8 protein-coding genes are annotated in these 12,822 nt (G+C 52.7%); 6 read left to right on the forward strand and 2 right to left on the reverse strand.

Annotation, left to right across the window (positions count from 1 at the left end; genetic code table 11):
* Positions 1 to 237 precede the first annotated feature (237 nt).
* Complete coding sequence (locus tag V8J88_RS24440) at positions 238 to 4,797, reverse strand: hypothetical protein (RefSeq protein ID WP_338846902.1); 4,560 nt, start codon at positions 4,795 to 4,797, stop codon at positions 238 to 240.
* 1,085 nt (positions 4,798 to 5,882) lie between these two features.
* On the opposite strand from V8J88_RS24440, the gene tssI reads away from it, so the two are divergent.
* From tssI to V8J88_RS24470, 6 genes are all read left to right on the forward strand, one after another.
* A complete protein-coding gene (gene tssI / locus V8J88_RS24445; protein ID WP_338846904.1) occupies positions 5,883 to 7,772 on the forward strand; it encodes a type VI secretion system tip protein TssI/VgrG in 1,890 nt (629 codons plus the stop codon).
* Positions 7,773 to 7,790: 18 nt separating this feature from the next.
* Positions 7,791 to 8,240 (forward strand): DcrB-related protein, encoded by a 450-nt coding sequence (locus tag V8J88_RS24450; RefSeq protein ID WP_338846905.1) that lies wholly within the window; start codon positions 7,791 to 7,793, stop codon positions 8,238 to 8,240.
* Complete coding sequence (locus tag V8J88_RS24455; protein ID WP_338846906.1) at positions 8,240 to 9,445, forward strand: PAAR domain-containing protein; 1,206 nt, start codon at positions 8,240 to 8,242, stop codon at positions 9,443 to 9,445. Before V8J88_RS24450 ends, V8J88_RS24455 begins: the two co-directional genes overlap by 1 nt.
* Positions 9,442 to 9,681, forward strand: a complete 240-nt coding sequence (locus V8J88_RS24460; RefSeq protein WP_338846907.1) for a hypothetical protein — start codon at positions 9,442 to 9,444, stop codon at positions 9,679 to 9,681. Before V8J88_RS24455 ends, V8J88_RS24460 begins: the two co-directional genes overlap by 4 nt.
* 368 nt (positions 9,682 to 10,049) lie before the next feature.
* Complete coding sequence (locus V8J88_RS24465) at positions 10,050 to 10,460, forward strand: hypothetical protein (protein WP_338846908.1); 411 nt, start codon at positions 10,050 to 10,052, stop codon at positions 10,458 to 10,460.
* 234 nt (positions 10,461 to 10,694) lie between these two features.
* Complete coding sequence (locus tag V8J88_RS24470) at positions 10,695 to 11,015, forward strand: hypothetical protein (protein WP_338846909.1); 321 nt, start codon at positions 10,695 to 10,697, stop codon at positions 11,013 to 11,015.
* A 228-nt stretch (positions 11,016 to 11,243) separates the two neighbouring features.
* Here V8J88_RS24470 and murJ read toward each other — a convergent pair whose 3' ends face one another.
* Positions 11,244 to 12,794 carry a murein biosynthesis integral membrane protein MurJ gene (murJ, locus tag V8J88_RS24475; RefSeq protein WP_338846910.1) on the reverse strand — a complete coding sequence of 517 codons (1,551 nt, stop codon included), beginning with the start codon at positions 12,792 to 12,794 and terminating at the stop codon, positions 11,244 to 11,246.
* Positions 12,795 to 12,822 lie beyond the last annotated feature (28 nt).

Below are 12,822 nucleotides of genomic sequence, written 5' to 3' on the forward strand. Positions count from 1 at the left end.
CATATAAAATTTCCGTAAAGAAATTATTCAATCCGCATTTTCAGTGGCTTTCCTCGAATTTTGCTTTGAAAGCTGTGCTGCAGCATCAAGCTTGCACCCCTGCCGCTTTACAGCAGGGGAGCGCAGAGGTAAGCCTTGGCGCATACACGGCGCCAAGGGATGCGACTCACCACCCAATCCTGTGCAAAGGAATGCTGGCAGCCGCAATCAGATAAGCAGGTTGAGCGCTCGCTTTGCTTACAGCAATAAAGGCAAATTGCCCTGCGCCGTGCCAGTCAGATGAATGGTTTGCGCTGCGCTGCCAAAGCCGCTTTCCGCCAGCACTGCTTGCGCGCTGCTGTAATTCAAGGCCGACAAATTGCCATTGCGCGCCGCCTGCCAGGACAAATCGCCGCCGATGATGGCGCTATCGCTGCCGCCATTCGAGGCCGCCGCCAGGCTGCCGGCCAGCGCCCATTCACTGATGGCCGGATTGGCTGCGCGCGCCGCATCGAATGCCGACACCAGGGACAGGAAGTTGAATTGCTCGACTTTATTGTTATTGATCGCGCTGCCGCCAGCCTGGTAATCCGCGCTGCCATCCACCACCACTTGCAAGGTATTGATGCTGCGCAAATCGCTGCCGCCGCTCAGATACCAATCTTTGAAACTGAGCTGTTCATTGTTGCCGGTCAACAGCTGCAAATCATTGCCGCTCTTGCGCAGGGCCAGATTGCTGTAGCCGATGTTATTGCCCAGCACCAGGGTGTCATCCAGGCCGCTGCTTTGCAGCACGTCCTGACCACCGCCGCGCCGGAACACAAACACATCAGTCCCGCCGCCGCTGTTGATCACATCATTGCCGGCTCCGCCGAAGAACAGGTCAGCGCCAGCGCCGCCGCTCAGGCTGTCCGCGCCGGCGCCGCCGTCGAGGCAGGAGCTGCCACTGCTGTCTTGCAGCGTGTCATCGCCAGCTGCGCCTTGCAAAATATCGTTGCCAAGCGCGCCATTGATCTGATTCGCGCCGGAATTGCCCTGAATCAGATTATGGCTGGCGTTGCCATTCGCCGTCAGATTAGTGGCGTCGCGCAGAATCAGGAATTCAACTTCATTGCTCATATTCCAGCTCAGTCTGGAATACACCAGATCAATCCCCTGTCCCGGATTTTCCAAGACCTGGTCGCCACGGTTTTCGATCAAATACGTATCATTGCCGCCGCCGCCTTGCAGGGTGTCTGCGCCGGCGCCGCCATCCAGCAAATTATTGGCGCTATTGCCCTGAATATTGTTGGCCAGGGTATTGCCATAAGCGATCAAGGGAAGGCTGCCTTGCATTTGCAGATTTTCGATGTGTTGCGGCATGGTGTAATGCGCATGCGTCAACAAGGTGTCTGTGCCGGCTCCGCTATTTTCCTGCGCCACATCCTGCGTGCTGTCGATCACATACACATCATCGCCCAGCCCGCCTTGCATGGTGTCGGCGCCGGCTTTGCCGTCCAGCAGATTATTGCCATCATTGCCTTGCAGCAGATTGTTGGCCGCATTACCCGTCCCTTGCAGGGCGCCGCTTAACAGACTGAGGTTTTCGACATGCTCAGGCAAGCTGAAATTGAGGCTGGCTTGCACCGCATCCATACCGCTGTTGGCGGATTCCTGCACCACATCCTGCGCATTGTCGATCACATACACATCATCGCCCAAGCCGCCTTGCATGGTGTCGGCGCCGGCTTTGCCATCCAGCAGATTATTGCCATCATTGCCTTGCAGCAGATTGTTGGCCGCATTACCCGTCCCTTGCAGAGCGCCGCTTAACAGGCTGAGGTTTTCGACATGCTCAGGCAAGCTGAAATTGACGCTGGCTTGCAGCGCATCCATACCGCTGTTGGCGGATTCCTGCACCACATCCTGTGCATTGTCGATCAGATACACATCATCGCCCAAGCCTCCTTGCATGGTGTCGGCGCCGGCTTTGCCGTCCAGCAGATTATTGCCTTCATTGCCTTGCAGCAGGTTGTTGCCGTCATTGCCAATACCTTGCAGATTTTCTGTCCCCGACAACGTCAGGTTTTCCACGTTCACGGGCAAAGTGAAGCTGATGCTGGACAACACACTATCGCTGCCTTCATTGGCAAGCTCTGTCACGGCATCCAGATCTTGAATGTGGTACACATCATCGCCTTGGCCGCCGAACAGGCTGTCCAGCCCTGCAGCGCCCATCAGGGTGTCATTGCCGCCCATGCCATACAATTTATCGTCGCCGGCGCCGCCTTTGAGCAGATTGTTCAACGCATCGCCTGTCAAAACCTTGGAAACAATCGCCCGGGGTTGAATTTGCCCATCTGCGAGCACAATCGTAAAGTCGCGTTGTACATCGTTTTGCAAATAATTTTCGACCGAGATCCGATCCTCGACGCCGGGCAATTGGATCTGCATACTGTTGCTGCTCTCGTCATAGCTGTAAGTCAACTGAGATTTGAGAACGCCGCCGCCGATAAACAGTGTATCTTTTGCCCCGGATGGCGCACTGGCAATGCGGTCCTGGCCATCGCCCGGGTTGAAGTAAAACGCATTGACGCCGGCGCCGCCATCCAATACATCATTGCCCAAACCACCGTTTAAACTATCATTTCCGCTGCCGCCCCACAGCCAATCATTGTGCTCTCCGCCAGAAAGCGAATCATTGCCGTCTCCGCCATATAAATAATCATCGCTGCTCATGCCAAGCAAGGTGTCATCGCCAGCCATGCCATGGAAGTAGTCGTGAAAATCGCTGCCGCTGAATAAATTACTGCTTTCATCGCCATGTGGCAGCGCTGTTGCAAAATCATCGGCATGCCACACTGTGCCATCGGCAAAGCGCACCTCGTCAAACCAGGCATAAATATTTTTGGCGAATCCAGGAAAAGACAGGCTTGAATCAGCCCCCCAGCTCAACGTCAAACTGTGATATGGCATCTTCATATCGGTATTTTCCGGGTAGATGCCACTGCCCAACTCCAATACATTCAAGCTTGCCGAATCGCCCTCGTAAATTGTGTCCTGTCCGCCTTTCAGTGAATAACGCACGACATTATTTCCCGGCCCCATACTGATCGTGCCATTCCCGGCGCCTGAAATCAGCACATCATCACCCGCACCGCCAACCATAGACAGATCAGTCGCGCCGCCAATAATCGTGTCATTACCGGCGCCGCCATCGATATACCCATTCGTACCGGCTTGTATGTAATCATCCATGGCAGTGCCGACAGTGCTGCGCGCTGCTTCATGCCAGATTTTTTCAGCATCCCACACCCGCCCATCGGCAAAGGTGATGCTCTCTAAATGTGTATGGCGGCCTTCGCTGGCGCTTGCTAGCGCTGGCAGCGTCAGACTCGCACTGCTGTTTTGCAGCGTCAACATCAGGCTGCCATCGGCTTGACGCAAAATTTGCAATGAATGCCCCTCGCTATCCTGCAGCAGACGCACATTCAGCTTGGCCGCTTGCGACGGATCAAGCACAGATACACGGTCAGTCCCGCTGTTCGTACCAAAATACAAGGTGTCATGTCCGCCCTGAGCGCTAATAATGAGATCATTGCCCGCGCCAGCGTCAAACACATCATCGCCGCCACTCCCGGTCAGCGTGTCATTGCCATTGCCACCCGATAAATATGTCCCTTGTGGCGCAGCTGACAATTGATCATGGCCATCGCCACCCTCCAACAAGCCATCCGCAAGCCCTGCCGCCAGAATGTCATCAGCGGCGCCTCCCGCCTGACTTGTCTGATGCGATTGAATAAATGCGTTGATTTCAGCCTCGCGCCAGATCACACCATTGGCAAATTTCAAGCTCGTGTTGTACTTCCGTTCATGCCAATACTCAAGACTGATTTTGTCATTGCTGCCGATCAGGGAAATTTCCAGCACCTGCCAGTAGTCTGGAAATTGCGCAGGGTCCATCGCTTTGATTTGCATGCGCAGTGCGCTGGGGTTGATGTCCGCGCCAAACTGTATTTGCACGTTCTGATAGGCGCCATAATCAAGTGGAATCCGGTCTTCACCGCTGCCATGGCCAAACAGAATGAAATTGCGCTCGCTCTCAGGCTGAAAAGTATCATTGCCATCACCTCCATTGAACACCGTGGCTGCGCCTCTCCCTTTCAACACATCATTCCCGGCTCCGCCTTGCAGATGGCTGGAATAGCGCCCCTCAGCCTCTAAATAATCGTCGCCTTCGCCGCCATCCAGCAGATTGCGTTCTTCCCGGCCAAACAAACGGTCATTTCCCTTGCCGCCTGCGAGATAGTGTTGCGAGTAGTTGCTGTGCAATACATCATCCCCCTCGCTGCCTTTCAATGGCGCACTCAGATTTTGACTGGTAATCAACTGCGCCAGATGCGCGCCTTGCAATATTTCACCATCTGGCAGGCGGATATGTTCAAACGCAAACAAGCCAGCTGCCGGGACGAACACGCCATATGTATCGTTTGAGCGCTCATCGAATCTGGCCTGCACGCTATCTGCAGAAAACAAGAGACTGTCAGCCCGGACTGCGCCTTGCAAATCCAGATACACATGCGGCAAATCAAGGTGCAGCGGCGTTTCAAATTTCACCATGTCGTTCTGCTCACCCTGCTGATACACCACATGAATATGTGTCTGAGCGGGAGCCGTGATAGATAAAAAATCATAACCATCGCCACCATGCAAAGTATCATTTCCACTATTGCTTGCAATGTGGTCATTGCCTCTGTTGCCGTACATGATGTCAGCGCCGTCTGTGTCTTTAAGAATGTCATTGTCCCAGCTGCCCAGGATGATATTGGGGTGTGTCATGGTGGTTTTTGGAGAAGGTGGTGAAGGGATGTGCGCATGATACGGATAAGTCCGAAAAATTGCAATGAGGTATTTTTAGTGCTGTATAAAATAACAGCAATGAAATGATCTGACGTCAAAAGTATCTTTAAGCGATACTTGGATTATTGGATGCCTACCATAATTAACATGCATCTTGCATGAATTATTGCGCTGAAGGGACAGCCAAACCACCACTTCATACTGGGATTGATGCATTCCAGAAAGCATCGGTATGTCACCGCAATCAAGGTCTTCAGGATCGCGATACAGGCTTGTAAACTGCATTCAGCATGTCTTGCCGCCGGGCTGATGAAAGTCTGACGATTGGTGAATGAGCGCCGCCATGCGCTACAAGCGCCGACGCTTTAGTCAGAAAGCTGCGCAGCAGCACGCAACGCTTTGACGCCGCCTTGCAAGGCATGCAGGACGGCATCACGCAAACCAACAGCATCAGCCGCACCTCCACCGCTTACGTTGTGCGCCGCCAGCGTCATTTAGGCCTTGAGGATGTGTCGGCCAATCCACAATCCGCGCACCCTGGCCGGCCTGTATGCGCAAGTTAATGACGGGCCACTGGGTTTGCCCAAGCACTGACGCTCATCACCCAGCAAAGCCAGATCAATGCATGCCAGGGCAGCGCCTTAGCCGGGCAAAGTCAGGCGTGATATGCGGCCTTGGGCAGCAAAAAACGCAGCTTTTACAGCACAGCGCGCCGGCGCCACAGGGGGGGCAATGGAGGGGCACTGGGGACAGTTATAACATTCCAATAAATCTCTCGGAATGTTTGATTGTTATAACCGCCCCCCCGTGCCGCAACTGCCCCCGCTCCTCTGACCCTGTTCCTTGCTGCCTAAGCGCATGAACAGATTCTGATTTCCATTAGGAAAGGTTGCCTTATGGAATTATTGGTTATTTCACGCTTGGTCCAGAAGGTGTTCTCTGTTAAAATATTGATCTTTCATTATTTCTTTGTGGAAATAATGGCGTAAAAGACACTATTGCGCGCAACTTGCATCACTTCCTGCATAGCCGGGCGCCCATCTCCACTCAAACCAAAAAATACCATGCGTGATCTCAGTCTTGTTCAAAGTCAACGCGAATTGCAATTCCACTCCCCCTTGGGGCCGGATCTATTATTGCCGATCGCCATGTTTGGCGAAGAAAGCCTGGGCCAGCCGTATTGCTATCGCTTGCAACTGGTTTCATCCAAACGCGATTTGCAGCCGCAAGCGCTGCTGGGTAAAACGGTGTCGCTGCAGATCCAGCACCATCGCAAAGTCGAGCGGGAATTTAATGGCGTGGCGACGCGCTTGCGCCGGGTTGGCGCCTGGGACAATGTGCAGCGCTATGAGCTGGAGCTGCGGCCCTGGTTTTGGCTGTTGTCAAAGAGCCGCGATTGCCGCATTTTCCAAAAGAAAAGCGTGATCGAGATCATCAAAGACGTATGCGGCAAACCGGTGTATGGCGGTTTGGGCAATCTGGACATGAGCGCGCTGAAGCGGAATTACCCCAAACTGGAATACTGTGTGCAATATCGCGAAAGCGATATGCATTTTCTGCTGCGCTTGATGCAACGTTTTGGCATCTATTTTTATTTCAAACACGCCGACAAGCAGCACAAAATGTGTTTGATTGACTCCCCCGCCAGCCATACGCCCAGCCCAGGCTGGGAGTGCATCGCCTATGCCGCCGATGACAGCCGCAACCGTTATGGCGACACTCGCATCACGGCCTGGGATGACGCTGGCGAAATTCAAAGTGCAGCGTATGAGCATACCGACTACGATTTCACTACCAGCTTTAATAGCCTGCATGGGGTATTGCGTAAAAAAGATGTGCAAGCCAGCCATCAGCAAGCGCAATATGAGGTGTATGACTTCCCGGGGGGGTATGCGCTGGAAGATGGCGAGCTGGGTTGCCATCTGGCTGGTGTGGCGATGCACAGTCTGGCCGGGCAGGCGCGCTTGTGGCAGGGCCAAAGCAATGCACATGGTTTGGCGGTAGGGCATGCCTTCACTCTGAGCGGACATCCGCAAGATGCGCAAAATGCGCAATATCTGATTGTTGCGCAGCAAGTCGAGCTGCATGCGGAAGATTTGAGCAGCGGCAATGGCGAGAGTGAAGAGCGGTTCCGCTGCGATGTGCAGGCGATCCGCAGCGATGCAGTCTGGCTGCCGCCGCAAAGTTTGAAAAAGCCATTGATTGCAGGCCCGCAAACCGCGATCGTGGTTGGCCCCAAGGGTCGGGAAATCTGGACCGACAAATATGGCCGCGTCAAATTGCAATTCCACTGGGACAGGTTGGGCAAATTCAATGAGGAAAGTTCGTGCTGGGTGCGGGTTTCGCAAAACTGGGCTGGTCGGCGCTGGGGCGCGATGTTTTTACCGCGCATCGGCATGGAAGTGATTGTCGAATTTTTAGAAGGCGATCCGGACCGTCCCATCATCACCGGTTGCGTGTACAACAGTGAAACCATGCCGCCCTATGCCTTGCCGCAACACCACACCCGCAGTGGCATCAAGACCCAATCCGCCGAACATGCACAAGGTTTTAATGAGTTGCGTTTTGAAGACAAAGGCGGCGCTGAACAAATCTTCATCCACGCCCAGCGCGATATGGACAGCGTGGTGTTGCACAACGACAGCCAAAGCGTGGGCGCAAACCGCAGCATTTCTGTCAAAGGCCAGCACCAGGAAACCGTGCACAAAGACATGAGCGTGACGGTGAAAGAGGGACATGCCAGTTTGACCGTGGAAAAAGGCAATCACAGTATCAAGGTGGATGCCGGCGCGCAGGAAAACACCGTGAAAGGCGATATCAAAGTCACATCAGTGGCAGGTGAAATCCATCTGACTTCGCCCCAAAAGATCGTGCTGACGGTGGGCGGCAGCAGCATCACGATTGAGCCGGGCAATATCACCTTGAAGAGCGCCATGATTGATTTGAATCCCTAAGGAAATGCAGACATGAGATTGTTTCAAATCAACGAAGGCACATTGTGCGTGCCTGAGCAATGGCTGGATAAAAGTTTGAATATTTTTCAAATTCCGGCGCAAGGACAAGCCAAGGCAGCCAGCTTTATCATCAGCCGCGATGAAACACAAGGGCAGCGCAGCTTTGCGCATTACATCGCGGATCAGGTCCGGCAATGTGAAGAGCAATTGCCAGGATTTCAATTATTACAGCGGCATATCTTGTCAGATCCGTGTTCGTATGCATGGTTGGATTACACTTGGCAATCACCGGAAACAAAAGTATTGATGCGCCAATTGTATTTCGAGCGTCGTCCGGCAATCGTCATCATGAGTTTAACCACCACGCCGGAGGATGCACACACGCATGAAGCAACTTGGCGTGAAGTCATTCGCAGCACGCAATTAACAGAATTGAGTCAGCCGGATCCAGCGGCAAGGGTGTTGTAATGGACCTGCAAGCAGCAGCCCGTTTGGGCGATGAGGTTGCGCACGGTTTTGGTTTAATGTCCATGGTGGCAGGCGCCGTTGTGGGCGCGGTGGTCGGCGCGGCGCTGGTCGGGGCCACTGTAGCGACAGGTGGCGCCGCGATTGCGATTGTGGCTGGTTCGGTGGCTGCCGGTGGCCTGGGTTTGGCGCAGTTAGTCAAAGGCATATGCACAGCAGCCAGTTTGCCTGAACCCGCGTCCGGCGTGTTGAGCATGGGCAGTGGCAATATTCGCATCAATGGCCGCCCGGCAATGCGCGCCAGCCTTGACATGGCGGCAGTATGCAGTGGTCTGCCAATGAATCATTATCCCTGGCCGGCGCCATTGATTGCCGAAGGCAGCGCCAGTGTGCGTTTTAACGGTCAGCCAGCAGCCAGGCTTTCCTCAAAAATGATCTGCGGCGCGCATATCAAGAGCGGCAGCGGAAATGTACGTATAGGCGGCGTCAGCATACGCACTGAATTTGTATGGGATGGCGAGCAATGGGCAGAGTGGACGTTAACCGGTTTGGGCTTGTTTGCGCTGGGCTTTGCAGGAAGGGCGGTGTGGTTGGCGGGAGGACGTTTAGGCTTAGCCAAGTTTTTTGGCGCCCTCGGCTTGGGGGTTGCCGGATTTGAAGGCTTGGGGCAGTTGGGCGATAGGCTGGGGCCGGGGTATCGTGATATTCTGCAGGGAGCTGCGGGGCTGGTGTTGTTGGGGGTTAGCAAAAGGCTGAGCCTGAATAAAAAGGCAGAGGTGAAGAGTAAATCTTACCAAGCATATGGTGGAAAAGGAGCACTAAGCGGCAGGCAGTTTGATCCCGCGAAAGCAGGAGGGCCAATAAGAAATTTAAACACAAATCGAGTTAGGGTGACAAATAGAGGGGTGGATGTGGTGAAAAAACACTTGTCAAGATTTCAAAAAGATGAGGCAAATGACTTTATGATTAATCGGCTGGAAAAAATTGCAAAAGGAGATATGGAAGCTGAACAAGTCGACTTAAATTTTTATACGCACGAGTTAAGGGAATATGTTCGGTACAGGCGCCTAGGATGGCCAGAGGGGACACCAGCTTCGGAGGAAGAAGCATATTCCCTTTGGAATAATACACACACTGCAACCCTGGAAGATTATAGATTAAATGAAAAAACCATCCCCCACCCTCTTTATCATAAGGATGCGCCATGAGTAATGATGAAATAACTAGGGTTGCATTGAAATATATTAATGGGCGAGACGATGGTGCAAGCTGGTACAATCTGGAAATTGCCTTATCCAGAAAAGGGTATGGAGGAGATTGTAATACTGTGACTTTACTTCATGAGTTAATGAGTAAAGGACTGATTTATATTTGCGGAGGAGGAAGGACTGAAGCTCCGCTATATAAAATTAGTGAATTTGGAAAAAAATTTCTAAGAGATTGAGGTTCTTGCAAAACTATTCACATGGAAAAACTTCACACAGTTTTTCCATGAAGATATTTCATTCTGGATTTAAGTTCTTTATATGTAACATTAATCCATACAGCGCAGCTTTGCGCATTACATCGCGGATCAGGTCCGGTAATGTGAAGAGCAATTGCCAGGATTTCAATTATTACAGCGGCGGATGCAATTTTGAATCTTTTATCAAAAATAATATATTGGTTAAAATCCCAATGAAAAAATTTTCCGTTCACAATTTCCTCCTGAATGTGGGCATGAGAATTTCAACATCCTGTTAATATTATGGTATTTTATGATACTATTGACACTTTGCATTTATTCTGTAAGGTGTGTTTATAGGAGGGGGGATGAAAAAAACTGTTATCGCAATATTGCTTATGGCGCCTCTAATTGTGGCGGGATGGTTTCATCTACATCCTGATAAACCTGTAGCAGAAGCTGTTGCTGTCATGGATCCATGTAATACATTTACAGCAGAGTTTGCCCCATATGCAACTCCTTTGCTGAGGAAAAATGGTTTGGAAATGGAATTGCTGGTTTCGTTTCATGATTTTAATCTGGAAGAGGCTTTGCGAGTTCAAGAAGCGGTCAAGTCGGGAACCAAAATCATCAATGTTTTGCAATCCAAATATTTGCTCAAAGCGAAGAGACTTGAGAAAATGAGATTAGTGTTGCAAGTAGACACTGCTCAAGAGGTAGAAGTAGCATTGATGGCTTTATGCCTGGAAAAGCATAAGTTACATAAGGAAGGTGTTTAAAATATAAGCCATGAAGAGTGCGCGCACTTGTGCCTACGCGGAGTTGTACCTAACAGCCCGGTAGGGGGAACAAGCTCAGGCATGGGAAAGACTGAAAAATGGAAATTATAAAAAAGAGGATGTGATATGGATGAAACATGAGTTGGCAGAGAGGTGGTATGAACTGAAGCATGGTTACGGTTAGGCCCATAATGCGGCTGAATCAAAATGGAAAGGTTTTCCCTGGGAATAATCATGAAAGTATTTCATCAAGATAATTTATACAAAATAGCCCGCATTACCGGGCCTCAACATAATTTTCTTGGGGTTCGCATAGGAGTGAAGCCAGGTAGTATAATATACACTTGCTTACCAGAGGAAAATGTTGTTTCGGCTAGAGTTAATGAGGAATATGTTAGCAAGCAGATTGATGCTGCATTGGGTGTCGCGGCCGAAGTATACGGAATTCCTTTTTATGTTTCTGAAGTTCAATTTTTGGCTTCGGATTCGCAATCGAAAGACGCGTATAAAATAATGATGCTTGAGATTTGTAAGTTTATTGCAAATTCTCGATAAAGATTTGTTTCTGGGCGATATGAAAATTGGAAAAGTTTGGGAAATTAATAATTGAAACTGGCGAACGAAGTCGAGGCATATCCCCATTGGAATAATCGGCGCGGCCAGCTTTGCCAAATTGCCTGCTCCGATTATTCCGTGCCGCAGATGCTGGCGCGGCTCAGTTATCCAAAAATCGCCAGCTGATGTTTGTTACCCCCCGCCAGATGTTCCGCACGGGGGACGTACTCAATTCACTACCCGCTTGAAGTCTTTCACGCGGAAACCCAGCGCAAACAAAACCCCGAAATACAGCACGATGCAAGCGCCCACCACCACGCCCAGCATGCCGGCGCGCAGCCAGGGCTTGGCGCCCCAGGCGATCCAGGGCAGGCTTTGTGCAGCCCACCAGCTCAAAGCGCCCATCGCGCACAGCGCAATCAGCAGTTTGCCGGCGAACAGCCACCAGCCGGGGCGCGGTTGGTATTGGCCGTTTTTGCGCAAAAACCAGTACAGGAAGGCGGCATTGCCGCAGGCCCCCAGGCCGACCGACAGCGCCAATCCGGCGGTGCCCAGGAAGGGGACAAACAGGGCGTTCATGAGCTGGGTCAGGATCATCACGCCAATCGCGATTTTGACCGGGGTTTTGATGTTTTGCTGGGCGTAAAAGGCCGGGGCCAGAATTTTCACCAGAATAAAGCCGATCAGGCCGGCGGCATACGCGATCAGTGGCGCTTGCGCCATCGCCACCGCTTGCGCATTGAAGCGGCCATAGTGGAATAAGGTGGCGATCAGGGGCACCGCCAGCGTGGCCAGGCCGACCGCTGCCGGCAGCGTCAGCAGGCAGGCCAGGCGCAGACCCCAGTCCAGCAGGCCGTTGAATTCCTGTTCCTGCTTTTTCTGAATCGCGGCGGATAAACCCGGCAGCAAAATCGTGCCCAGCGCCACACCCAGCAAGGCGGTGGGGAATTCCATTAAGCGGTCGGCGTAAAACAGCGCAGAGATGCTGCCTTCGCCCAGGGTGGAGGCGATGGCGGTATTGATCATGATCGAAAGCTGGGTGGCGGACACCGCAAACACCGCCGGCCCCATGCGGGTCAAGACCCGGCGCACGGCAGGATCGCGAAACGGCGCCAGTGGCGACAGACTGAGGCGCGGCAGCATGCCGATGCGGCGCAGCGCCGGCAATTGGATGGCGACTTGCAGCAGGCCGCCGATGCATACCGCAATCGCCATGGCGTACACCGGCTCTTGCAGATGCGGGGCCAGCCAGAGCGCGCAGCCGATGAAGGACAGGTTTAATAAAACCGGCGAGAAGGCGGGAATACGGAATTCGCGCCAGGTATTCAAGACGCCGCCAGCCAGGGCGACGAAGGACATACAGCAGATGTAGGGAAACATCAGGCGCGTCATGAAGACGGAAGCCTCGAATGCTTCGCGCTTGTCCTGCAAACCATGCGCCATGCCCCACAGTAAGACCGGGGCCCCGATGATGCCCAGCAAGGCAGTGATCAGGGTGGCCCACAGCAGTGCGCTGGCGACTTGATCGACCAGGCTTTTGGCTTCTTCCGGTGTTTTGGTGTTTTTATATTCCGACAGCATGGGCACGAAAGCTTGCGCAAACGCGCCTTCGGCAAACAGGCGGCGCAGCAAATTCGGGATGCGGAAGGCGACGTTAAAGGCGTCGGTCATGGCCGAAACGCCGAAGGCGCTGGCGAACAGGGAATCGCGCAGCAATCCGGTGACGCGCGATAACAGGGTCAGGCCGGAAATCGTGCCCAGGGTTTTCAGCAGATTCATGGAATGCGCCGCGCGCGCTTTGGGCGCG

It is taken from the genome of Massilia sp. W12 (assembly GCF_037300705.1).
GTDB lineage: Bacteria > Pseudomonadota > Gammaproteobacteria > Burkholderiales > Burkholderiaceae_D > JACPVY01.

Coding starts and splice junctions, on each gene's coding strand:
- V8J88_RS24440 (WP_338846902.1), bottom strand. CDS start 4,797: ATGACACACCCCAATATCATCCTGGGCAGCTGGGACAATGACATTCTT.
- tssI (WP_338846904.1), top strand. CDS start 5,883: ATGCGTGATCTCAGTCTTGTTCAAAGTCAACGCGAATTGCAATTCCAC.
- V8J88_RS24455 (WP_338846906.1), top strand. CDS start 8,240: ATGGACCTGCAAGCAGCAGCCCGTTTGGGCGATGAGGTTGCGCACGGT.
- V8J88_RS24460 (WP_338846907.1), top strand. CDS start 9,442: ATGAGTAATGATGAAATAACTAGGGTTGCATTGAAATATATTAATGGG.
- V8J88_RS24465 (WP_338846908.1), top strand. CDS start 10,050: ATGAAAAAAACTGTTATCGCAATATTGCTTATGGCGCCTCTAATTGTG.
- V8J88_RS24470 (WP_338846909.1), top strand. CDS start 10,695: ATGAAAGTATTTCATCAAGATAATTTATACAAAATAGCCCGCATTACC.
- murJ (WP_338846910.1), bottom strand. CDS start 12,794: ATGAATCTGCTGAAAACCCTGGGCACGATTTCCGGCCTGACCCTGTTA.